The organism is Mycobacterium sp. EPa45 (assembly GCF_001021385.1).
GTDB lineage: Bacteria > Actinomycetota > Actinomycetes > Mycobacteriales > Mycobacteriaceae > Mycobacterium.
In genome coordinates, this window is record NZ_CP011773.1 from 618,718 (window position 1) to 640,732 (window position 22,015).

Here is a 22,015-nt window from a genome sequence, read left to right on the forward strand (position 1 = left end):
CGCGCATTGGCCGATGTCGGCCGAGACGGCTTGTGGCGCAGCTACGATCGGGTCTCACACGACACGAGGGAGGCCGATGACGCGTCGGGTCCCCTTTTACGGATTCAACCGTCCAGGCGCGGAAGCCATCCGAGGCAGTCATCGCCAACTGGTGGCGGCAAGGCATGGCCGGCAGCGCCCAGGCTCACTACGAGACCGTGTACTCGTGGCTCGAGGACTACAGCGACGATCTGAGGAACATCACCGTCCCCGTCCTGGTGATGCACGGCGACGACGACCAGATCGTGCCATATGCGAGCTCGGTGCCCCGCGCGGTCGACTTGCTTGCTAACGGTGCTCTGAAGACCTACCCGGGCTATCCGCACGGCATGCTGACCACGCACGCGGACGTCTTGAATCCGGACTTGCTGGCGTTCATCAGGTCCTGATCGGGTTCGCGCACCTGGTGAACCCCCGACGTCGGCGTCGAGATCGACGCTGGCGCGCGAAAGTGCGAGAACGAACCCCGCTGACGTCGATTCCGGTGCGAAACAGTATCGCCGAGCGGACGAGTGGCTTTACCTCCGACAGCTCATCCGTCGCTGACCATTGCCTTCGCCCTGGCGATGTGTCCGTCGAAGCCCACAACTTCCACCTTCGTGCAATAACGCATCGCCAACTGCCGATACGAAATGGCATCACCCCGCCCACGCGCCAGAAGTGCATTGAGCCGAAGCAACATGATCTCCAGAATCGCCCAATCCTGATCGGCCGCGAGATGGGTTAACCAGTCGACGGCCTCTTCGGCTTCGGCGGTGTCCCCTTCGTGCCCGCGGTCCAGCAGTGCCTCGACGAGAACGCTCGCGCCCCACACGCCGTAACCGAGGCGTCCGGTCCTCCGAAGCACGTCCACCCCTTGGCGTATCAACGCGACGCCAACATCGCGGTCACCGCTTCTGGCCTCTTCCTGACCGATGAACACGTCGGCGAGTGGCACCAGGAACAGAGTAGGGATACCCAGGAATTGTTCCCGTACCGCACGCATCATTTCCAGTCCGCGGCGACGGTCGCCCGCGTCGTCGCGGTTCAACAGCGCGATTGCCAATGTGTACAACACCATGCAGGCGGCGACGTCGTTCGTCCCCTCGACGAGGGGCACCACCTGTTCAATCGTCCGCAAGAGCGAGTCGTCGACACGCAGCGCCCCGTATGTGATCGCGTGGCCGTACGACCAAGTGACAATGGCAGCAAGGGTTTCCGGGTCGCCGTTCTGGGCCATCAGGACGGCGCCATGAAGGTCCTCAAGCCATTGGGGACGCCCCAGCCACCATCGGGCCGCACCGCGCATTGCCAACGCGGCGGCCAACGGCGAGCCCAGTCCGAAGCCGGCACCCCTGGCCGGATCATCGTCGGCGAGGTCGATGATGGCCTGCGTCCACTTTGAGAGCTCGCCGAATTCACCGGCGTCGAACCAGACGTTGAAGGCAACGAACGCGAGCCCCACAGTGGGGTCGGGATCGCCGATCGACTCGAGCAGTGCCATCTGCTCGGAGGCCAGTGGTGACGCTTCGCGCGAACGCCCGGCGTAGAGGAGTTCGGTTGCCGCGCCGGTCATGCCGACCGCCAGCGAGACCTTGTCGCCGGCGGCGTTGCACAATTCCCGCAATTCCTCGAACCGGCGCAGGCTGCCCTCGCCGGCCGGGCTCCATCCGACGGTGGCGTACAGCATGGTCCGCGGCGCGATGCGCATAGACAGGTGGTCAGCGTCCTCGCCCGGCAGCTGATCGGCGATGCTGCGGGCTCGCTCCCAACTGCGGCGGGCGGCGTCGATGTCACGATTGGTCGACCACGCACCTGCACGCATGTGCCAGCCGTAGGCGCCGGGCAGTTCATCGGCCGCCTGCAGATGTTCGGCGATGAGGATCGCATTCTCCTCCAACGCATCCGCTGAATGTGCCTGGATCGCGGCGGCGACGCGTAAATGCCATTCGGCGCGATCGGACTTCAACTGCGACTCATACGCGACGGCACGAATCAACGGGTGTCGGAACGCATACCGGCCTTGCGGAGAGAACCCCACCGGGTCAATCAGCTCCGCACCGATCAGCTCATCGAATACCGGGTCGACGCCGAGTTCGGTGACGAGTTCAGCTTCGAAACGAATGCCAATCACCGCAGCCGCGTTGAGCATTCGTTTGCCGGAGACGCTCAACCGGTCGATCCGCGCCTCGACGGCCGCTTGTACCGTGGCCGGGACGCTCACTTCGGCGATAGCGGTCCGGCAGATGTAGCTACCGTGCTCACCGATCAGCACTCCGCGCTGGTCGAGTTCACGCACCATTTCTTCGGCGAAGAATGGGTTGCCGGCAGCGCGGTCGGCGATGACCGCCGCTAGCTCGCCGACCGACGGGTCTCGACCCAGCAACGCGTCGATCAACTCAGCGGTGTCCGAATCGGCCAGTGGGTCAAGGAAAATTGTTTGCGCTTCGTGGACGAGCAGCAGTGCGCCGCTGTATTCGGTGCGGGCGGTGATCAACACCATCGACGGGGTATTCGGAATGACACTGATGAAATCGGCCAACATCGATTCGCTCACGGGGTCGACCCAGTGTGCGTCTTCAATGATGTACAGCGTCGGTGTGGTACGGCCCAGCGTCGCGTTGTTGATCAATGTCGTTAGCCGGCGCTTCCGCACACCTGGATCAATCTGTGGCAGTGACACTTCTGGATCCGCGATGCCCAGCAAATCATCGAGTAGCAACAGGTCCTCTGAATCGGCCTCGATGAATTGTGCCCGCAGCTTCTCGCGCGCTGAGGCCGCATCGAGGTCGGACACTCCGATGGACACCCGAAGAAGTTGCGTGACCACCTGAAAAGGAATGTCGCTGGCATGGGCCTCGCAGAAGCTCCAGAAGACCTCGAAGCCGCGAGAACTCGCCAGCGCCGCTGCTTCCCTTGCCGTGCGGCTCTTGCCGATACCTGGCGGCCCAACGATGTTCACGACGCTGCCGCGACGACCGAGAGCGCGGTCCACCATCGCGTCGATAGCTGCCATCTCCCACCGCCGGCCGACCAAGTTTGCCTCGGTGCGCCGGGCGGGGATGTGACGCAGCTCTATGCCCGTGAGCCGCCGCGCGGCCACCGGTTTGTCGCTTCCTTTGATGTGGACCCATTCCAGGTCAGCCAGCACTGTCTTGTGCTCAACCAGCCGCGCTGTCGACTCCGACAGCAGCACCCCGCCGGGCGGAGCCGCCGACTCCATTCGCTGCGCCATCCCGACGTGCTGGCCGATCGCGCTGTAGCCCAGTGCGCCCGACCCGATCTCGCCGGCGATCACTCGACCCGAATTCAGGCCGACTCGTAGCTGCAACGCGACACCGTCGCGACGCGCCACGTCTCCTGCCAGCCGATGTGCCTCCTGCTGGATGGCCATAGCAGCGAGGCATCCGCGAAAAGCGTGGTCTTCTAGCGCAATTGGGGCACCGAACAGTGCCATGACGCCGTCGCCGGTGTACTCGACGGTTCCGCCGTAACGGCGTGCAGCCGTCGCCGACCTCTCCACGAGCTCGGTTATGATCTCGCGCATCCGCTCCATATCGAGCGTCGCCGCAATGTCCATCGACCGCACCACATCGGCGAACAAGACCGTCACCTGTTTGTACTCCGCCGAAAGGCTCGCACGGGTGAGTCGCGCTCCGCATTCGCTGCAGAAATTGGCGCCTGGGTGGAACTGCGCGCCGCATGAGCCACAGATCGGGACTGCTGCGGTGGGCTCCCCGCCGCCTCCCCGGCTCACGTCCACGGCGTTGATCGTTTCACCGCTGGTCAGCGCTGTCGAGCAGCCGGCGGGAACAAATCCGGAACACCCGCCGTTGACCCGTTCGACAACTTGAGTGAAACCGACTCAACTCTGGCTTGACAGCCGCCCGGCGGCAGGGGCAGTCTTGAGCCTGGTTCGCTCAGACCCAAAGACGTAACTATCAGGAGGATTCAACATGGCTCGTGCGGTCGGCATCGACCTCGGGACCACCAACTCCGTCGTGGCGGTACTGGAGGGTGGCGACCCGGTCGTCGTCGCCAACTCCGAAGGGTCCCGCACCACGCCGTCGGTGGTCGCTTTTGCACGCAACGGCGAAGTGCTGGTCGGCCAGCCCGCCAAGAACCAGGCAGTGACCAACGTCGACCGGACCATCCGTTCGGTGAAGCGACACATGGGCACCGACTGGTCCGTCGAGATCGACGGCAAGGACTACACCGCCCAGGAGATCAGCGCTCGCGTGCTGATGAAGCTCAAGCGCGACGCCGAAAGCTACCTCGGTGAGGACATCACCGACGCGGTCATCACCGTGCCCGCCTACTTCAACGACGCCCAGCGTCAGGCCACCAAGGAAGCCGGCCAGATCGCCGGCCTCAACGTGCTGCGCATCGTCAACGAACCGACGGCCGCGGCCCTGGCCTACGGCCTGGACAAGGGCAGCAAGGAACAGACCATCCTGGTCTTCGACCTCGGCGGCGGCACGTTCGACGTCTCGCTGCTGGAGATCGGCGACGGCGTCGTCGAGGTCCGCGCGACCTCCGGTGACAACCACCTCGGTGGCGACGACTGGGACGACCGGATCGTCACCTGGCTGGTCGACAAGTTCAAGGGCACCAGCGGCATCGACCTGACCAAGGACAAGATGGCCATGCAGCGGCTTCGTGAAGCCGCCGAGAAGGCCAAGATCGAGCTGAGCTCCAGTGGCAGCACCTCGATCAACCTGCCCTACATCACCGTCGACGCCGACAAGAATCCGCTGTTCCTCGACGAGCAGCTGACCCGCTCGGAATTCCAGAAGATCACCCAGGATCTGCTCGACCGCACGCGTGCGCCGTTCCAGCAGGTGATCAAGGACGCCGGCATCTCGGTGTCCGACATCGATCACGTGGTGCTGGTGGGTGGTTCCACCCGCATGCCCGCGGTCACCGACCTGGTCAAGGAACTCACCGGTGGCAAAGAGCCCAACAAGGGCGTCAACCCGGACGAGGTCGTGGCCGTCGGCGCCGCGCTGCAGGCCGGTGTGCTCAAGGGTGAAGTCAAGGACGTTCTGCTGCTCGATGTGACCCCGCTGAGCCTGGGCATCGAGACCAAGGGCGGCGTGATGACGAAGCTGATCGAGCGCAACACCACGATCCCGACCAAGCGGTCGGAGACCTTCACCACCGCCGACGACAACCAGCCGTCGGTGCAGATCCAGGTCTATCAGGGTGAGCGCGAGATCGCGGCGCACAACAAGCTGCTCGGCAGCTTCGAGCTGACCGGCATCCCGCCGGCTCCGCGCGGCGTGCCCCAGATCGAGGTGACCTTCGACATCGACGCCAACGGCATCGTGCACGTCACCGCCAAGGACAAGGGCACCGGCAAGGAGAACACGATCAAGATCCAGGAAGGCTCCGGCCTCTCCAAGGAGGAGATCGACCGGATGATCAAGGACGCCGAGGCGCACGCCGAGGAAGACCGCAAGCGTCGCGAAGAAGCCGACGTCCGCAACCAGGCCGAGTCGCTGGTCTACCAGACGGAGAAGTTCGTCTCGGAGCAGCGCGAAACCGAGGGCGGCTCGAAGGTTCCCGAGGAAACCTTGACCAAGGTCGACGCCGCGATCAGCGAAGCCAAGACGGCGCTGGCCGGTACCGATATCGGTGCGATCAAGTCCGCCATGGAGAAGCTGGGTCAGGAGTCGCAGGCTCTCGGCCAGGCCATCTATGAGGCGACGCAGGCCGATCAGGGCGCCGACGCCTCGGGCGGCTCGTCGTCCAATGACGATGTCGTGGACGCCGAGGTCGTGGATGACGATGAGCAGGAGCGCAAGTGAGTGAAGGTCGCGAGGAAGAACCGGTAACTGTCACCGACAAGCGCCGAATCGACCCCCAGACCGGAGAAGTTCGCGAGTCCTCCGGCCCGGCCCCCAGTGGGCCGGCGCCGGAGGCGGCGGGCGCCGGCGGGGAGCAGGCCGACAAGGTCGCCGAACTCACCGCCGATCTGCAGCGAGTACAGGCCGACTTTGCCAACTACCGGAAGCGCGCACTGCGCGATCAGCAGCTGGCCGGCGAACGGGCCAAGGCCACCGTGGTGAGCCAACTACTCACTGTGCTCGACGATCTCGACCGCGCGCGCAGCCACGGCGATCTGGAAACCGGCCCGCTGAAGTCGGTCGCCGACAAGCTGACGGCCGCGCTGGCCGGGCTCGGTCTGACGGCATTCGGCGCCGAAGGCGACGAGTTCGACCCGTCGCTGCACGAAGCCGTGCAGCATGAGGGCGAAGGCTCCAAGCCGGTGCTCGGCACCGTGATGCGGCAGGGCTACCGACTCGGCGATCAGGTGCTGCGGCACGCGCTCGTCGGGGTGGTCGACACCGTCGACGACGGCCCGGCGGCGTCTCAGAACGCCGACACGCCCGTCAACGGCGAGCAGAGTGGCGCGCAGAACGCAGAATCGAATTAGCGCAAGATCGGATCAACAACGTGACAAACGGTGAGAGGAGGTGACGCGGCATGGTTCAACGAGAATGGGTTGAGAAGGATTTCTACAAGGTGCTCGGCGTCTCCTCCGACGCCAGCGAGGACGAGATCAAGCGGGTGGCGCGCAAGCTGCTCGCCGAGAATCACCCCGACCGCAACCCGGACGACAAGGCGGCCGACGAGCGCTACAAAGAGGTCGGTGAGGCCAGGGACGTCCTGACCGATCCGGCCAAGCGCAAGGAGTACGACGAGACCCGGCGGATGTTCGCCGGCGGTGGTTTCCGCCGCGGCAACGGCGGAGGCAACTTCGGCGGCTTCAGTGGCTACGGCGCCGACGGCGGCGAGTTCAACCTGAACGACCTGTTCGACACGGCCGGCCAAACCGGCGGCACCAACATCGGCGACCTGTTCGGTGGCCTGTTCGGGCGCGGCGCACAACCACGGCCCAGCCGGCCGCGGCGCGGAAAGGACCTCGAGACCGAGACCGATCTCGACTTCCTGGAGGCGACCAAGGGTGTCGCGATGCCACTGCGGCTGACCAGCCCTGCGCCGTGCACGAATTGCCATGGCAGCGGCGCACGTCCGGGCACCAGCCCGAAGGTGTGTCCGACGTGCAACGGCTCCGGGGTGATCAACCGTAACCAGGGCGCGTTCGGGTTCTCCGAGCCGTGCACCGACTGCCGGGGCAGTGGCTCGATCATCGAGCATCCCTGCGACGAGTGTCGCGGCACCGGGGTCACCACCCGGACCCGCACGATCAACGTCCGGATCCCGCCGGGTGTCGAGGACGGTCAGCGCATCCGGCTGGCCGGCCAGGGAGAAGCCGGGCTGCGGGGTGCGCCGTCGGGCGATCTGTATGTCACCGTGCATGTGCGGCCCGACAAGGTGTTCGGCCGTGACGGCGACGACCTGACCGTGACGGTCCCGGTGAGCTTCACCGAATTAGCTTTGGGTACAACGCTTTCCGTACCAACCCTGGAGGGCAAGGTCGGTGTGCGGGTGCCGAAGGGCACCGCCGACGGCCGGATCCTGCGGGTGCGTGGGCGCGGGGTGCCCAAGCGCGACGGCGGCCACGGCGACCTGTTGGTCACTGTCAAGGTGGCGGTGCCACCCAACCTGGAGGGGCAGGCGCTGGAGGCGCTGGAGGCCTACGCGGCCGCGGAGCGGTCCAGCGGGTTCGACCCCCGGGCGGGATGGGCGGGTAACCGCTGATGGCCGCGTCCAACGAGTCCCGGGAGACCCGAACGTTTCTGATCTCGGTGGCCGCCGAGCTGGCCGGTATGCATGCGCAGACCCTGCGCACGTACGACCGGCTCGGTCTGGTCAGCCCTCAGCGCAGCTCCGGTGGCGGACGGCGCTATTCGGAACGCGACGTCGAGCTGCTGCGTGAAGTGCAGCGGCTGTCGCAGGACGAAGGCGTCAACCTCGCGGGGATCAAGCGGATCATCGAGCTCACCAATCACGTCGAGGCCCTGCAGGCCCGCGTCGAGGAGATGATGGCCGAGCTGGAGTCGTTGCGGGCCAAACAGCGTCGTGATCTGGTGGTAGCGCCGAAGAGCACGGCGCTGGTCGTGTGGAAGCCGCGCCGGTAACGGATTGTCGGTTGGGGCGCTAGCTGACGCGGATGGTGAACACCGAGACGGCGGGCCGCCCGGGCACCGCGGTGCTGTAGCGACCCGCACTCAGCGCATCGGTCGGCGCGGCCATCGGCTCCAGACCCACGACGTCGTCATTGCCCGGCGCGAAGATCTGCGCGGCCGGGAATCCGTGGTCGAAGACCACCTCGATGCGACGGTCGCCGCCGGCGAGTGCGAACACCCCGCCCGGCGGCACCGCGTCGTACCCGTCGTCAAATGTCTTGTCGCCCAGCTTCTCCGAGTAGGCCGGCCAATCCACTACCTCACCGGTCGGGATGCCCCGGTCGTCCACCGGCAGATGGTGCAGCGGCGGCGTTTCCAGCGTCCACTCTGAGCGCGGGACCCCCGGAATGGTCAGGTAGGGGTGGAAGCCGTAACAGAGCGGCACCCCCGCGGAGGTGGTGGCCGTAACCGTGGTCTCCACCGTCAGCGCGCGGTCGGCCAGCGCGATCTCGAGGGTGACCACATGCGGGAACGGAAAGCTGGCCAACAAGGCCGGCCGGCTGCCGTAGTCCAGGTCGGCGATCAGCCGGTTCTGCGATTGCTCGGTGACCAGCCAGCCCGGGTAGGCCGCAAGTACGCCGTGGATCGGCAGGCCGTGCGGGTCGGTGCGGACACCGCCCTTCCCGGGCGTCAACGTCACTGCGCCACCGTCGAGCTCATACCCGTTGGCGCTCAACCGATTTGCCCACGGGTACAGTATCGGGATGCCCAGCGTCTTACCGTCGCTCAGATAGGCCTGCAGTCCTCGACGCTGGCCCAGTAGCTCCACGCCGTCATCGGACAGGGAGGTGCAGACCATGCCCGCCGAGGGCACATAGGTCGCCGTCAACGGTGACGACGGATCACGCAGAACGACGGACGGCAGCTCGGCCATCGTCGCATCCTATCGATGCGCTACAGACTCGGCGGGGACAGAACACCGTCCCGTCGGGCGCGGCCGAAATTGGCCATCACCCGATCCATCACGATCGCGTAGGCGCCCCCGCTGTTGAGGATGTCATCCCGTTCTTGATGACGAAGGTAGGTATCCAGCCGCCGTTCCAGCGGCCAGTCCCAATACGTCAATTCCGTGTAGGGAGAGCAGAGGAATTCCCAGGCGATGGCGTCGAGTTCTCGGATGCCGTTCTCGTCAGCCGGACCGGCAGGTGTCATCCCCAACCCCTCACTGTTGCCACCCCGCCCTCAGACATCATCGCGCTAAAGGCAGCGGATAGGAAGGCGTAAATTTTGGGCGGTCAGCCCAGCGGGTCGTGCTGGATGCGCTCGGCCGGTGCGCCTTTGGCGAGCAACGCGTCGCGGGTGGCGCGGACCATGGCCGGACCGCCACAGATGAGAATTTGCCGATCGCCCCAGCCGCCGTACTTCGTCACCACCTCGGGCAGCCGCCCCGTCTGGCGCACATGCAGGCCTCGCGGCGGCTGAACGTCGGGATAGTCGGTGGCCCACGGCGGGTTGCTGGAATACTCCGAGACCGGCGACACCGACAGCCACGGGCTGGAGGCAGCGATCTCCCACAACGTTCGCAGGTCGTACAGCTCGCAGGGGTAGCGAGCGCCGAAGAAAAGGTGCACCCGCGGGTTCTCGCCGAATCGGCACAGGTCCATGATCAGCGCGCGCAGCGGGGCCAGTCCGGTGCTGCCCGCCACCATCAGCACGTCACCGCCGTCGCGGTCCACCTCCATTGCGCCGTGCGGACTGGACAGCCGCCAGCGATCGCCCGGCCGGGTCTCGGCGACGATCGAATTGCTGACCATGCCGCCGACTACCGAGCGGACGTGGAACTCGATGAAGCCGTCCGGGTCGGGCGGCATGGCGGGGGACAGGAACCGCCAGCGGCGCGGCCACTGCGGGACCTGCACGTTGACGTACTGCCCCGGGTGGTACGGCATCGGCCGGTCCAGGTGCAGGCGAACGACGGCGAGGTCGCGTGACACCCGGTGGTGTTCGAGGACTGTGCCGTCCCACCACGCGGGGCCGTCTTCGGCATCGGCCGCGCCGGCCATGATGCCGGTGATCAGATTGATGGCTTGGGTGGCGGCGTCGTCGACGGCGGGTGTCCAGCTGTCGATCAGATGGCTGCGCATCGCCGAGTACCACGCGTGCCGCATGCTGTCGTAATGCCGTTGTGTGACACCGTATTTGCGGTGATCGCGGCCGAGCTGGGCGAGGAAGGCCACCGGGGCCTGAGCGCGCTGCGCGACGAATTCGCCGAACACCCAGTGCATGGCCTGACCGAACGCGGCCCGCTGTGGCGCGAGCTCGGGCGGGAACAGGTCCCGCACTTCGGTATCGAGGGCGAACCACCGGGTGTAGAACCCGTGGAGCAGCTTGTCGGATGCGGCCTGCGGATCCCCGGAGTTCTCGAACGCAGCCCGCAGCACCGCAAGCGATTCACGATCCTCCAGACCCACGGCCGCGAGTGTAGGCCCGCGGGCTACAGGCCGTGAATGCCCTTGTACAGCACCATGACGCCGATGACGACCAGGATCACGGCCACCAGCGTCGCGTGCTGGGCCTCCATCCAGTCCTTGAGTTTGGTCAGCGGTTCGTCGAGCCGCTCACCGGCCACCAGGTAGGCCAGCACCGGTAGCGCTACCGAGGACGCGGCGACCGCTGTGAACACCGCGTCGGCCGTCCAGGCCCCGGTGGTCCCCAGCCCCGCCGAGCCGATCGCCAAACCTGCTGCGGCACACATGAACAGGACCTTGGGGTTGATGACCACCAGCACGACCGCGGTCACGAAGGCGCGTGGCGGGCCGATGCTCGTCATCGACGTCAGCCACTTGGGTGTGTGCTCCGAGCGGTTGCGGGTGAACCACCGGTAGAGCCCGAACACGATCAGCGCCGCCCCGATCACGATGCGCACATAGGGCGCCCATGTCGGTTGCCGGTTGAGTCCGCCGAGGGCGTTGGACACCAGCACGAAGACCGCGGTCAGACCGCCGATGCCCAGCACCCAACCAGTCAGAAACGCCAGGCTGGTGGGTCGGGGTGAGGGGGTGTGCAGCATCAGGATGCCGGGGATGATCGTCAGCGGCGACAACGTGATGACCAGCGCAAGGGGGATCAGTTCGGTCAGTTCCGAACCCAGACCGGTCGTCACAGGTGCCTCCTGGCTGTAGACAGACAACGCGCGGTCACGGCTGACCGTACTATCTCTGCCCGTGGGCATGGATGCCGACGAAGAAAAGGGTGATGGCGGCCACGACGGCCAACAGCACACCCTGGTCTACGTCTCCGGGGTGGCAGCGTTGGTGCTGCTCGCGATACTGGTGTACGCGGTACTGGACACCTCGGAGAGCTCGCAACGGCCCGACGGGCCGGTGACCTATGCGCCGGCGATCAGCACCGCGACGTCCTCGACCAAGAAAACATCCACCACGTCACGCACCACGTCGACGCGGATCTCCACCACGGATCTGAACCCGGGCTCCGCATCGTCGACCTCGACGTCGACGCAGACGCCGACGACGGAAGTGGTCATCCCGTCGGAGACCGAGTACTCCACGCCGACGACGACGGTCACGATGACCAACCCGTACGCCACGACCTCGGCTCCGAACGCCGGGCGGACCTGACCCATGGGCACGGCGACCGTCGTCACGATCTTTCATCCCTCGAATCACCCCGCGGACTTCACGGTGTGGGCCGGCGAAATGTGCGTCACTGCCACCGAGGCGACCGACTTCCGGATCTCCGTCCTGACCGATCCGCATCTGGATTGGGGGATCGCAGTCACGTTTGCCAGCGCGCGGGCGCTCCATGATTGGCTGGACAGCATCCCGCGCCAGCGTGCGCTGGATAGCGGCCGAAAGCGTGGAATCTTCTGTGCCACAGCAGATATGGTGGTCGGCGAAGATGGCGGGGTGCCGGCTGGGGTCGGGTTCTTCCGGCACACCGTCGCCCCGGGCCGGGCGGATGAATTCGTGGCGGCCGAGGCGCGGCTGGCCGCGGTGAGTGTGCAGTTCAGTGGATTCGAAGGATGTTGCACCTTCGCACCCGCCGCCGGCGGTGAGGCATTCGCGGTGCTGCGGTTTCGGACCGAACGACAACTCGGAACATGGCTGGAGTCTCCGGAGCGGTCGGAGGCGCTCGGACCGTTGCGCGAGAGCCTGACCCGCGAATTCTCGTTGGTGTCTTCGACGACGACGTTCGGCAGCACCGTGCGTACCGAGAACGGCCACACCGCGGTCACACCGAGGTGGAAGACGGCAATGCTGATCCTGTTGGTGCTGTACCGACGGTGATGCTGCTGTCGAGATTTCTGGGGCCGATCCTCGACAACGTCGGTGCTCCGCCCTGGTTGGCGATGTGGCTGAGCCAGGTGGTCAGCGTCGTTGCCCTGCAGTGGGCCCTGATGCCGCTGGCCGGGCGGTGGTTCCGGCGCTGGCTGGACCCGATCGTCGGGGCGGCAACCCGTATCAGTGCCGTGGGCGCCGGTGTGCTCGTGGTCGGCTACCTGGCGACGCTCGCCCTGTTCGCCGCGGTGCAATGGCTGCAGTACTGGGACTTTTCGCGTACCTAGATGCGCCTGAGCGTCCAGGCCGGGACCCAGTGCGTGACTGCCTTGCGTTTGGGTCCGTAGGCGATGTCGTAGGTGACCAGGCCCCACCAGTCGCCCTGCTCGCACAACCCCCAGCAGGACAACGTGCCCTTGACGACCTTGTGCATCTGGAGTCCGTGCGGGTGATAGCGGCCGGTCCGGTGTGGTTCACGTGGGAAGAGCACGGTCAGATCGACGAGCACGGGTTGGGCCGGATACACCGGCCGGAAGGGCGGCCGCAGTGGCTGACCGTTGTATCCGATCGACGTCAGCTCACCCACTGATCGATCATATGTTCGAATACGGTCACAGAAACAGGTGGCTGAAGCCTCTACCGGAAATTGGCGGGAATTTCGTAAACTTGAGCGGAACACACTCAACATTGACGGCGTTGTAAAGCTCGACAAGCTTTTCTAGACGAAATGGAGGTGTCGTGGATTCTTTCAACCCGACAACCAAGACTCAGGCGGCCCTGACCGCCGCGTTGCAGGCTGCCAGTGCCGCCGGCAATCCGGAAATCAGGCCTGCCCACCTGCTGTTGGCGCTGCTCACGCAGGCCGACGGCATCGCTGCGCCGTTGCTCGAGGCTGTCGGTGTCGATCCAGCCACCGTCCGCACCGAAGCCCAGCGGCTGGTCGACCGGCTGCCCTCGAGCAGCGGCGCGACCTCGCAGCCCCAGCTCTCGCGTGAGTCGCTGGCAGCGATCACCGCCGCCCAGCAGCTCGCCACCGAGATGGACGACGAATACGTCTCCACCGAGCACTTGATGGTTGGCCTGGCCACCGGCGACTCCGACACGGCCAAGCTGCTCACCGGCCACGGCGCGTCGCCCGAGGCCTTGCGGGACGCATTCGTGAAGGTCCGCGGCAGCGCCCGCGTCACCAGCGCGGACCCCGAGGCCACCTACCAGGCTTTGGAGAAGTACTCCACCGACCTGACCGCCCGTGCTCGCGAAGGCAAGCTCGACCCCGTCATCGGCCGCGACAACGAGATCCGTCGCGTCGTGCAGGTGCTGAGCCGGCGCACCAAGAACAACCCGGTGCTCATCGGCGAGCCCGGTGTCGGCAAGACCGCCATCGTCGAGGGCCTGGCCCAGCGGATCATCGCCGGCGATGTGCCCGAGAGTCTGCGCGACAAGACCGTCATCTCGCTGGACATGGGCTCGATGGTCGCCGGGGCGAAGTACCGCGGTGAGTTCGAGGAGCGGCTCAAGGCTGTACTCGACGACATCAAGAACTCGGCCGGGCAGATCATCACATTCATCGACGAGCTGCACACCATCGTGGGCGCCGGTGCCACCGGCGAGGGCGCGATGGATGCCGGCAACATGATCAAGCCGATGCTGGCCCGCGGTGAGCTGCGCCTCGTCGGCGCGACCACCCTCGACGAGTACCGCAAGTACATCGAGAAGGACGCCGCCCTCGAGCGCCGATTCCAGCAGGTGCTGGTCGGCGAGCCGTCGGTGGAGGACACCGTCGGCATCCTGCGCGGGCTCAAAGACCGCTACGAGGTGCACCACGGTGTGCGCATCACCGACTCGGCGTTGGTGGCGGCGGCGACGCTGTCCGATCGCTACATCACCGCCCGCTTCCTGCCGGACAAGGCCATCGACCTGGTCGACGAGGCTGCCAGCCGGCTGAAGATGGAGATCGACTCCCGGCCCGTCGAGATCGACGAGGTCGAGCGGCTGGTGCGCCGCCTCGAAATCGAGGAGATGGCGCTGGCCAAGGAGGAGGACGAGGCATCCAAAGAGCGCCTCGAGAAGCTGCGCTCCGAACTGGCCGACAAGAAGGAACAGCTCGCCGAGCTGACCACCCGCTGGCAGAACGAGAAGAACGCCATCGACGTGGTCCGGGAGCTCAAGGAGCAGCTGGAAACGCTGCGCGGCGAGTCCGATCGTGCCGAGCGCGACGGCGACCTGGCCAAGGCCGCCGAACTGCGGTACGGCCGGATCCCGGAGGTCGAAAAGCAGCTTGACGCCGCGCTGCCGCAGGCGGAGGCCCGCGACAACGTAATGCTCAAGGAGGAAGTCGGACCCGACGACATCGCCGAGGTGGTGTCGGCCTGGACCGGCATTCCCGCCGGCCGCATGCTCGAGGGCGAAACCGCCAAGTTGCTGCGCATGGAGGAGGAGCTGGGTAAGCGCGTCATCGGTCAGCGCAAGGCGGTGCAGGCGGTGTCGGATGCGGTGCGCCGCAGCCGTGCCGGGGTCGCCGATCCGAACCGGCCGACCGGGTCCTTCATGTTCCTGGGCCCGACCGGTGTGGGTAAGACTGAGCTGGCAAAGGCGTTGGCGGAGTTCCTGTTCGACGACGAGCGGGCCATGGTCCGCATCGACATGAGCGAGTACGGCGAGAAGCACTCGGTGGCTCGGCTGGTCGGTGCCCCGCCCGGATACATCGGCTACGACCAGGGCGGTCAGCTGACCGAGGCGGTGCGACGGCGGCCGTACACGGTGATCCTGTTCGACGAGATCGAGAAGGCGCACCCGGACGTGTTCGACGTGTTGCTGCAGGTTCTCGACGAGGGCCGGCTCACCGACGGGCAGGGTCGGACGGTGGACTTCCGCAACACGATCCTGATCCTGACCTCCAACCTGGGGTCCGGTGGTAGCGAGGATCAGGTGATGGCGGCGGTGCGCGCGGCATTCAAGCCGGAGTTCATCAACCGCCTCGACGACGTGATCATCTTCCACGGCCTCGAGCCCGGCGAGTTGGTGTCGATCGTCGACATCCAGCTGGCCCAGCTGCAGAAGCGGCTGGCGCAGCGCCGGCTCACCCTGGAGGTGTCGTTGGCGGCCAAGCAGTGGCTGGCCCAGCGTGGGTTCGACCCGGTCTACGGCGCCCGGCCGCTGCGGCGGCTGGTGCAGCAGGCCATCGGTGACCAGCTGGCCAAGTTGCTGCTGGCCGGTGACGTCCACGACGGCGACGTCGTGCCGGTGAACGTCAGTCCGGACGGCGAATCGCTGATCCTGGGCTGAGTTTCGACGGCCGAGCAGACGCAGAATCGCACAATCCGCCTCCCGCGGATGCGAGTCTGCGTCTGCTCGCGTCGTGGGGCCTCTGCTATTGATTGATGGTGCCGACCATTGATCCCGTCATCACCGCGGTTCCCGGGCGACCGAACCTACTGCTCGGGGCTTACGACCTGGCGACGCTGGGGTACCGCGCCGACGAGTTCTTCGTTGCCGGCACCGCAGCCTCGTATGAGCCCGACCAATTCCCGGGTCGCTCCGCTCCTGCCCGCCGAACCGGGACTGCCGAGTACGTCACCCGCATCGTGGTCCTGCGACCGCTCGACCAGGCGGCCTGGAACGGGACGGCCATCGTCGAATGGCTCAACGTCAGCGGCGGTGTCGACGCCCCGGCCGTCTGGTTCATGGCCCACCGGGAGATCGCCCGCGCCGGGTACGCCTACGTCGTCGTCTCCGCCCAACGCGTCGGGATCGAGGGCGGCCTCAGCCTGGTCGGCGACGCGTCTCTGAAAAAGCTTGATCCGCAACGCTATTCAGAACTCAGTCATCCAGGCGATGCGTACGCCTACGACATCTTCACCCAGGCGGGCCGGGCGGTTCGCGCCGGTGTCATCGACGGCCTGGTCCCAGAGGTCGTGCTCGCCGCGGGGGAGTCGCAGTCGGCCACCTTCCTGACCACCTACGTCAACGACGTCGACCCGGACGCCGCCGTGTTCGACGGCTTCCTGATCCATTCCCGGTTCGGCTCGGCGGCACCGCTGGACGGAACGTCCCTGCTCGACGAATCCGGGGCGTTCCACTCGGTGCCCGTGCCGTTCCGCGCCGACCTGCGCGTGCCGGTGTTGACGGTGATCACCGAGACCGATCTGCTCGGCGCGCGACTGCTGGGTTACAGCCACGCCCGCGTTCCCGACGCCGAGCACCTGCGGGTCTGGGAAATCCCCGGCTCGGCGCATGCCGACAACTACACGATCCGGGTCGGGTTCATCGACAACGGTGAAGTCCCGCTCGATCAGATCGTGGCGGCCTACGCGCCGACCAACGACCTGATGGGCCAACAGCTGCCGCACTTCATCAACTTCGCGCCCCAGCACCACTACGTGCTGCAGGCCGCGGTCGCGCAGCTGCACGACTGGGTGCGTACCGGGCGGCCGGCGCCGAGCGCGCCGCGGATTGCGCTCACCGACACCGACCCGGTCGACATCGTGCTCGACGCGAACGGTCTGGCCACCGGTGGCCTGCGAACCCCCTGGGTGGACGTCCCGACGGCGCGGACCTCGGGTGCCAGCAGCGACGACAACGTCCTGCTCGCCATCTTCGGCTCCGGCGAGCCGTTCGACGCCGAGACCCTCGCCAAGTTGTACCCCGGCGGAGCCGCCGAGTACCTGGAGCGGTTCACCGCGGCCCTGGACGAGGCGATCGCCGGTGGGTTCCTGCTCGCCGCCGACCGCACCGAAATACTCGAACTCGCCGCGGCGACCGGCCCGTAATAGGTCTGTGACCTGCTGGAGTTCTCGCAACCCGGCAGTGAGCAGATACGCTAGGCGTAATGGTTCCGTTCTGGTTCACGCTGTCCGCGCTCTGCTTCGTGGGTGCGGCGGTGCTGTTGTACGTCGACCTCGGCCGTCGGCGTGGTCTGGGCCGCCGCCGTAAATCCTGGGCGCGGTCGCACGGGTTCGACTTCGAACCCGAGTCCGCCGAGATCATCGACCGCTGGAAGCGCGGCGTGATGTCCACCGTCGGCGATGTCACCGCCCGCAACGTCGTGCTCGGGCAGATCCGCGGCGAGGCGGTCTACATCTTCGACCTCGAAGACGTAGCCACCGTGATCGCGCTGCACCGCAAGGTCGGCACCAACGTCGTGATGGATCTGCGGCTCAAGGGCATCGCCGAGCCGCGGGAGAGCGACGTCTGGCTGCTGGGCGCCATCGGCCCGCGGATGGTCTATTCGACCAACCTCGACGCCGCCCGCCGGGCCTGCGATCGGCGGATGGTGACCTTCGCCCACACCGCGCCGGACTGCGCCGAGATCATGTGGAACGAGCAGAACTGGACGCTGGTCTCCATGCCGATCTCGTCCACCCGCGCCCAGTGGGACGAGGGCCTGCGCACCGTGCGCCAGTTCAACGACCTGCTGCGGGTGCTGCCCCCGACCGTGCAGCCGGCGCTCACCCAGTCCGCCGGCCGTCGCAACGCCTCCCCGGGTCGCCCGCTCGCACCCGCGGGCCGTCGCGAGCTGCCGCCGGGTCACGTCGACGCTCCGCCGCCGCTGCGCCCGCAGCAGCCGCGCAATTCCGCCCCGGCCGGCACACAGGCTCCCAACTACCAGCGCTGAGCCGGTAGGGTCGCGGCGTGCCCCGTCCCGTCGCGCTCGTCACCGGCCCCACCGCGGGCCTTGGTGCGGGCTATGCCCGCCGCTATGCGCGCGACGGCTACAACCTCGTCCTGGTGGCGCGCACCGCGGAGCGACTCGACGACCTCGCCGCTGAGCTGAGGGCCGCTCACGGGGTCGACGTCGAAGTGCTGCGCGCCGACCTCACCGACGCCGCCGACCGCGACCGGGTCGCCGACCGGTTGTCCGCCGGAGTGCAGGTGCTGGTCAACAACGCCGGATTCGGTACCTCTGGCGAGTTTTGGACCGCCGACCCCGCTCAGCTGCAGGCCCAGCTCGACGTCAACGTCACCGCCGTCATGCACTTCACCCGTGCGGCACTGCCGCCGATGATCGCGGCCGGCGCAGGCACGGTGATCAACATCGCCAGCGTCGCCGGTCTGCTGTCCGGCCGCGGGTCCACCTACTCGGCGTCGAAGGCCTGGGTGGTGTCGTTCACCGAAGGGTTGTCCAACGGGCTGGCCGGCACCGGCGTCAGCATCCACGCGGTCTGCCCGGGATTCGTGCACACCGAATTTCACGAGCGAGCCGGTATCGACATGACGTCGATCCCGAATATCTTGTGGCTCAACGTCGATGACGTTGTGGCCGAAAGCCTGGCCGATGTGGCCAAGGGCAAGGTCATCGTCATTCCCAGCCTGCAGTACAAAGATTCCCAGCCTGCAGTACAAAGTGCTGACCTCGGTCGGCCGGGTGGTTCCGCGAGGGCTGGTCCGCGCAGTCAACAACGGAATAGGAAAAGGCCGTGGTCGCACCTGAACTCAACGCCACTGAACGCGCCGAACTCGCCGAGCTGGTGCGCCGGCTGTCGGTGGTATTCGGCCGCGTCACCCTGTCTTCGGGCAAAGAGGCCGACTACTACGTCGACTTGCGCCGGGCTACGCTGCATCACCGGGCCGCCCCGCTGATCGGCAGGCTGGTGCGTGAGCTGACCGCGGATTGGGACTACGCCGCCGTCGGCGGGCTGACCATGGGCGCCGACCCGGTGGCCAGCGCGGTCATGCACGCACCAGGCCGTCCCATCGATGCATTCGTGGTGCGCAAGGCAGTGAAAAGCCATGGGATGCAACGACTCATCGAAGGCGCCGAGGTGTCCGGCAAGCGGGTGCTGGTGGTCGAGGACACCAGCACCACCGGTGGCTCGGCGCTGACCGCCGTGAACTCGGTGCGTGAGGCGGGCGGGACCGTCGTGGGTGTCGCGACGGTCGTGGACCGCGCCACCGGGGCGGCCGAGGCGATCGAGGCCGAAGGGATTCCATACCGTAGCGTGCTGGGTCTGGCCGACCTGGGTCTGCCGAATCCCTGACGCGCACGGTGAATATCGACGAGGAGCCCATCGAGGCTTCGGAATGGCAGTGGGACGACGTCGTCGACGTGATCTGTGCCGGCGCCGGGCCCGGTGCGCTCGCCCACGCGATCTGGAGCGCCGACCATGACCTCGACGTCGAGCTCGCTGACGCCGAGATCTCCTCGCAGACAGTTGATCTCGACACCGCGGCTTATCTGCAATCGATGACCGATGATCTCGGGTCGGCCGACGCGCCGGCCCTCGATCTGGAGCTGTCGACCGTACGGGCCCAGCCGGTCCCGGTGGTCAAGGCCGATCGCCGCGCGACGATCGAGCCGTTCTTCGGATCCCGGCTGCGCGACTGGTCCGTGCGCTGCATGGCCTCGCCCTTCGGCGTGATCTACAGCCAGATACCCGAGATGATGACGCCCATGCGCGCAGACGGTGGCGAAACCATCCGGGTGGCGGCGCTGGGCGACTACCGACCAGACGAAGATCGCCCCGGCGCGGCACTGACCGACTGGCTGCGCCGACAGGCCGGCGAACGGGATATCTTCGGTGAGGCCGGTACGGCGTTGCAGCGGTTGATCTTCGAAGAGGGGCGCGTCGCGGGCGCCGCCCTGTCCACGCCGGACGGAACGAAGCTGGTCCGTGCGACCCTCGCTGTGGCCCTGTCGATCGGCGCGCCGCCTGCCGATACCGACTGGCCGGTCCAATCCGGGCTGCGGATGGGCGCGCAGGTGGCGGTGGTGAGCCGCACCGCCAGCCGCTTCGGCCGTGTCGAACTGCTCTACAGTTCCTGAGTCAGTTCCTGCTCGGCACTGAAAAGTCTACCGGGATAACGCCTTTGGCGAGCAGTTTGGCCATGGCGTCGCTGGGGATGGGACGGGACAGCAGGAAGCCCTGAGCGCGATGACAACCGTGCTGCAGCAGCGTCATCGCCGCGGTCGGTGACTCCACTCCCTCGGCGACGAGCTCGAGGTTGAATGCCTCGGCCAGCGCGATGATGGCGCGCACGATCGCCAGGTCTTCGGGATTGGTGCCCAACTCGAGGACGAAGCCCTTGTCGATCTTGAGGGTGTCCACCGGAAGCGACTTGAGATGGGTGAGCACGCTGTAGCCGGTGCCGAAGTCGTCGATGGCGATCCGTACACCGACCTCCTTGAGTCCGGCCAAGGTGATGCGGGTGGTTTCGATGTCTTGCACCACAACGCTTTCGGTGATTTCCAGGCACACCGATTGACCGTCGAGACCGAACTCGGCGATCGTGTCGGCAACCGACTCGACGAAGCCGTCTGCGACGAGCTGCACGGGTGAGACGTTGATCCGGATGATGGCATTCCTGCCGATGCCGCTGGCCTGCCAGCGGCTGAACTCCTCGCAGGCGGCACGCATCACCCAGCGCCCCAATTCGCCTGCCAGGTTGATGGATTCGGCGACATGGATGAACGAGTCCGGCAGCAGCAGGCCGCGCGTCGGGTGCTGCCAGCGCACCAGTGCCTCGGTCGCCAGGATCTCGCCGGTGCGCATGTCGACCTCGGGCAGATAGTGCAGGATCAACGAGCCGGTATCGATCACGTTCTGCAGGTGCAGCTCGATGTCGTTGCGGAACTCGCTCTTCAGCGACATCTCGTCGGTGAACACCGCGATCTTGTTCCCGCCTGCGTTCTTGGCATTGAGCACCGCCTGGTCGGCACGGCGCAGGAGATCCGACGTGGTGTCCCGGCCCGGAACACCCAGGGCGACACCGGCGCTGACTGTGCGGGTGAGCATCTCACCGCCGATCGTCACCCGGTCGCGCAGCGCCTCCTGCAGCCGGTGGGCGAGCGCCTCGGCGGCTTCGGCGTCGACCGGACCGGCCGGCACAATCACGAACTCGTCGCCGCCGAGGCGGGCGATCACGTCGCCTTCCCCGGTCTCCTCACGCAATCGCTCGGCGAACGCCTGGATGAACCAGTCGCCGGCGTGGTGGCCCAGATAGTCATTGATGGCCTTGAGCCGGTCGAGGTCGAGGAACAGGACCGAGACCGGACCCGGCTGACCGGCTCGCAGCCGCTCGTCGAGGTGGGCCAGCAGCGCGCGGCGGTTGTGCAGTCCGGTCAGGTCGTCATGCTCGGCGAGGTAGCGCAGCTGATCCTCGGCGACCACCCGCGCCTGCACCTGAGCGAACAACGATGCGATCGCCTTGAGCGCGTTGAGTTCCTCGGGCGTCCAGTCCTTGATGCCGAACTTGATGAAACCGATGCACCCGGTCGTCGTGTCGCCGGACAGCAGCGGGACCGAGGCCATCGAGGTCAGCGCCATGCCCGTGCCCTCTTCGACGAGGCGCTGGTAATCGTCCTCGGGAATCGGGTCGGGACGGAAGAAGACCGGCTCCTTGGCATGCTCGGCGGCAGCGAAGACCGGGTCGGCATCGGCGAAGTAAACGACGCCCAAGGGGTCGGGGTCGGGGATGAACGGCCGCACCGGCCATTCGGCGATCAGTCTTGTCGCGCGGACGCTGTGGTCGTTGTAGCGCAGGAAGCTCACGTCCACACCGAATGACCGGACCAGCTCCCCGAGAACCTCTTGCGAGACCTTTGCCGACGTTGCGGCATCGACAGCCATCAGCTGCGTCGCGACATGCGTGACGAGATTCTCCAGGCTGTCAGCAGTCCCGGTCTCGGAAGGTGTGGTCATCCTGCCATCTCGTGATTAGTGGAGC

Annotated in this window: 19 protein-coding genes and 2 pseudogenes; 14 read left to right on the forward strand and 7 right to left on the reverse strand. The window is 66.6% G+C overall.

Annotated elements, in window-relative coordinates:
• Window positions 1-91 precede the first annotated feature (91 nt).
• A pseudogene (locus AB431_RS02775) lies at window positions 92-428 on the forward strand (alpha/beta fold hydrolase); the annotation flags it as partial.
• 143 nt (window positions 429-571) lie between these two features.
• Here the strand turns inward: AB431_RS02775 and AB431_RS02780 are convergent.
• Window positions 572-3,775: an adenylate/guanylate cyclase domain-containing protein gene (locus AB431_RS02780; protein WP_082135849.1), complete on the reverse strand. Its 3,204-nt coding sequence runs from the start codon at window positions 3,773-3,775 to the stop codon at window positions 572-574.
• 199 nt (window positions 3,776-3,974) lie between these two features.
• Between AB431_RS02780 and dnaK the strand changes: the two genes are divergently transcribed.
• Genes dnaK through AB431_RS02800 form a run of 4 tightly spaced genes read left to right on the forward strand, consistent with a single transcriptional unit; the run spans window position 3,975 to window position 8,066 of the window.
• Complete coding sequence (gene dnaK / locus AB431_RS02785) at window positions 3,975-5,828, forward strand: molecular chaperone DnaK (protein WP_047328657.1); 1,854 nt, start codon at window positions 3,975-3,977, stop codon at window positions 5,826-5,828.
• On the forward strand, window positions 5,825-6,457 hold the full coding sequence (gene grpE, locus AB431_RS02790; protein WP_047328658.1) for a nucleotide exchange factor GrpE: 633 nt from the start codon (window positions 5,825-5,827) through the stop codon (window positions 6,455-6,457). Before dnaK ends, grpE begins: the two co-directional genes overlap by 4 nt.
• A gap of 50 nt (window positions 6,458-6,507) precedes the next feature.
• Entirely contained in the window at window positions 6,508-7,686 is a 1,179-nt protein-coding gene (gene dnaJ / locus AB431_RS02795; RefSeq protein WP_047328659.1) for a molecular chaperone DnaJ, read from the forward strand.
• Complete coding sequence (locus AB431_RS02800; RefSeq protein ID WP_047328660.1) at window positions 7,686-8,066, forward strand: heat shock protein transcriptional repressor HspR; 381 nt, start codon at window positions 7,686-7,688, stop codon at window positions 8,064-8,066. The genes dnaJ and AB431_RS02800 overlap by 1 nt, the downstream gene beginning before the upstream one ends.
• A 19-nt stretch (window positions 8,067-8,085) precedes the next feature.
• Here AB431_RS02800 and AB431_RS02805 read toward each other — a convergent pair whose 3' ends face one another.
• The 4 genes from AB431_RS02805 to AB431_RS02820 all read right to left on the reverse strand — a co-directional run bounded on the left by AB431_RS02805 (window position 8,086) and on the right by AB431_RS02820 (window position 11,217).
• The gene (locus AB431_RS02805; RefSeq protein WP_047328661.1) at window positions 8,086-8,988 is read right to left on the reverse strand and encodes an aldose 1-epimerase; all 903 of its coding nucleotides are present in this window, start codon (window positions 8,986-8,988) and stop codon (window positions 8,086-8,088) included.
• Between the two features lie 20 nt (window positions 8,989-9,008).
• Complete coding sequence (locus tag AB431_RS02810; RefSeq protein WP_047328662.1) at window positions 9,009-9,266, reverse strand: hypothetical protein; 258 nt, start codon at window positions 9,264-9,266, stop codon at window positions 9,009-9,011.
• Window positions 9,267-9,349: 83 nt separating this feature from the next.
• Window positions 9,350-10,525, reverse strand: coding sequence for an FAD-binding oxidoreductase (locus tag AB431_RS02815; protein ID WP_047328663.1), 1,176 nt, complete (start codon window positions 10,523-10,525; stop codon window positions 9,350-9,352).
• Window positions 10,526-10,548: 23 nt separating this feature from the next.
• Window positions 10,549-11,217 (reverse strand): GAP family protein, encoded by a 669-nt coding sequence (locus AB431_RS02820; protein ID WP_047328664.1) that lies wholly within the window; start codon window positions 11,215-11,217, stop codon window positions 10,549-10,551.
• Window positions 11,218-11,278: 61 nt separating this feature from the next.
• On the opposite strand from AB431_RS02820, the gene AB431_RS30305 reads away from it, so the two are divergent.
• From AB431_RS30305 to AB431_RS29370, 3 genes are read left to right on the forward strand one after another with little or no spacing between them, the layout of a single operon-like run.
• Window positions 11,279-11,692: a hypothetical protein gene (locus AB431_RS30305; protein ID WP_144418179.1), complete on the forward strand. Its 414-nt coding sequence runs from the start codon at window positions 11,279-11,281 to the stop codon at window positions 11,690-11,692.
• Window positions 11,693-11,695: 3 nt separating this feature from the next.
• Window positions 11,696-12,361: a hypothetical protein gene (locus AB431_RS02830; protein ID WP_052960167.1), complete on the forward strand. Its 666-nt coding sequence runs from the start codon at window positions 11,696-11,698 to the stop codon at window positions 12,359-12,361.
• A complete protein-coding gene (locus AB431_RS29370) occupies window positions 12,358-12,639 on the forward strand; it encodes a hypothetical protein (RefSeq protein WP_144418180.1) in 282 nt (93 codons plus the stop codon). The genes AB431_RS02830 and AB431_RS29370 overlap by 4 nt, the downstream gene beginning before the upstream one ends.
• Here the strand turns inward: AB431_RS29370 and AB431_RS02835 are convergent.
• Complete coding sequence (locus AB431_RS02835) at window positions 12,636-12,938, reverse strand: hypothetical protein (protein ID WP_047328666.1); 303 nt, start codon at window positions 12,936-12,938, stop codon at window positions 12,636-12,638. The two genes, AB431_RS29370 and AB431_RS02835, sit on opposite strands and share 4 nt — an antisense overlap.
• Window positions 12,939-13,090: 152 nt before the next feature.
• Here AB431_RS02835 and clpB point away from each other — a divergent pair, with 152 nt between their 5' ends.
• The 6 genes and pseudogenes from clpB to AB431_RS02865 all read left to right on the forward strand — a co-directional run bounded on the left by clpB (window position 13,091) and on the right by AB431_RS02865 (window position 20,114).
• A complete protein-coding gene (clpB, locus tag AB431_RS02840; RefSeq protein WP_047328667.1) occupies window positions 13,091-15,637 on the forward strand; it encodes an ATP-dependent chaperone ClpB in 2,547 nt (848 codons plus the stop codon).
• A 95-nt stretch (window positions 15,638-15,732) separates the two neighbouring features.
• Window positions 15,733-17,121, forward strand: a complete 1,389-nt coding sequence (locus tag AB431_RS02845) for an alpha/beta hydrolase domain-containing protein (protein ID WP_047328668.1) — start codon at window positions 15,733-15,735, stop codon at window positions 17,119-17,121.
• 59 nt (window positions 17,122-17,180) lie between these two features.
• A complete protein-coding gene (gene ttfA / locus AB431_RS02850) occupies window positions 17,181-17,966 on the forward strand; it encodes a trehalose monomycolate transport factor TtfA (RefSeq protein WP_047328669.1) in 786 nt (261 codons plus the stop codon).
• Window positions 17,967-17,983: 17 nt separating this feature from the next.
• Window positions 17,984-18,782: pseudogene (locus AB431_RS02855) on the forward strand (SDR family NAD(P)-dependent oxidoreductase).
• On the forward strand, window positions 18,769-19,329 hold the full coding sequence (gene pyrE, locus AB431_RS02860; protein ID WP_047328670.1) for an orotate phosphoribosyltransferase: 561 nt from the start codon (window positions 18,769-18,771) through the stop codon (window positions 19,327-19,329). Before AB431_RS02855 ends, pyrE begins: the two are co-directional and overlap by 14 nt.
• 8 nt (window positions 19,330-19,337) lie before the next feature.
• Entirely contained in the window at window positions 19,338-20,114 is a 777-nt protein-coding gene (locus AB431_RS02865; RefSeq protein WP_047328671.1) for a hypothetical protein, read from the forward strand.
• Window position 20,115: 1 nt separating this feature from the next.
• Here AB431_RS02865 and AB431_RS02870 read toward each other — a convergent pair whose 3' ends face one another.
• The gene (locus AB431_RS02870) at window positions 20,116-21,990 is read right to left on the reverse strand and encodes a bifunctional diguanylate cyclase/phosphodiesterase (RefSeq protein WP_047328672.1); all 1,875 of its coding nucleotides are present in this window, start codon (window positions 21,988-21,990) and stop codon (window positions 20,116-20,118) included.
• Between the last annotated feature and the right edge of the window lie 25 nt (window positions 21,991-22,015).

Coding starts and splice junctions, on each gene's coding strand:
- dnaK (WP_047328657.1), top strand. CDS start 3,975: ATGGCTCGTGCGGTCGGCATCGACCTCGGGACCACCAACTCCGTCGTG.
- dnaJ (WP_047328659.1), top strand. CDS start 6,508: ATGGTTCAACGAGAATGGGTTGAGAAGGATTTCTACAAGGTGCTCGGC.
- AB431_RS02800 (WP_047328660.1), top strand. CDS start 7,686: ATGGCCGCGTCCAACGAGTCCCGGGAGACCCGAACGTTTCTGATCTCG.
- AB431_RS02805 (WP_047328661.1), bottom strand. CDS start 8,988: ATGGCCGAGCTGCCGTCCGTCGTTCTGCGTGATCCGTCGTCACCGTTG.
- AB431_RS02810 (WP_047328662.1), bottom strand. CDS start 9,266: ATGACACCTGCCGGTCCGGCTGACGAGAACGGCATCCGAGAACTCGAC.
- AB431_RS02830 (WP_052960167.1), top strand. CDS start 11,696: ATGGGCACGGCGACCGTCGTCACGATCTTTCATCCCTCGAATCACCCC.
- AB431_RS02845 (WP_047328668.1), top strand. CDS start 15,733: ATGGTGCCGACCATTGATCCCGTCATCACCGCGGTTCCCGGGCGACCG.
- ttfA (WP_047328669.1), top strand. CDS start 17,181: ATGGTTCCGTTCTGGTTCACGCTGTCCGCGCTCTGCTTCGTGGGTGCG.
- AB431_RS02870 (WP_047328672.1), bottom strand. CDS start 21,990: ATGACCACACCTTCCGAGACCGGGACTGCTGACAGCCTGGAGAATCTC.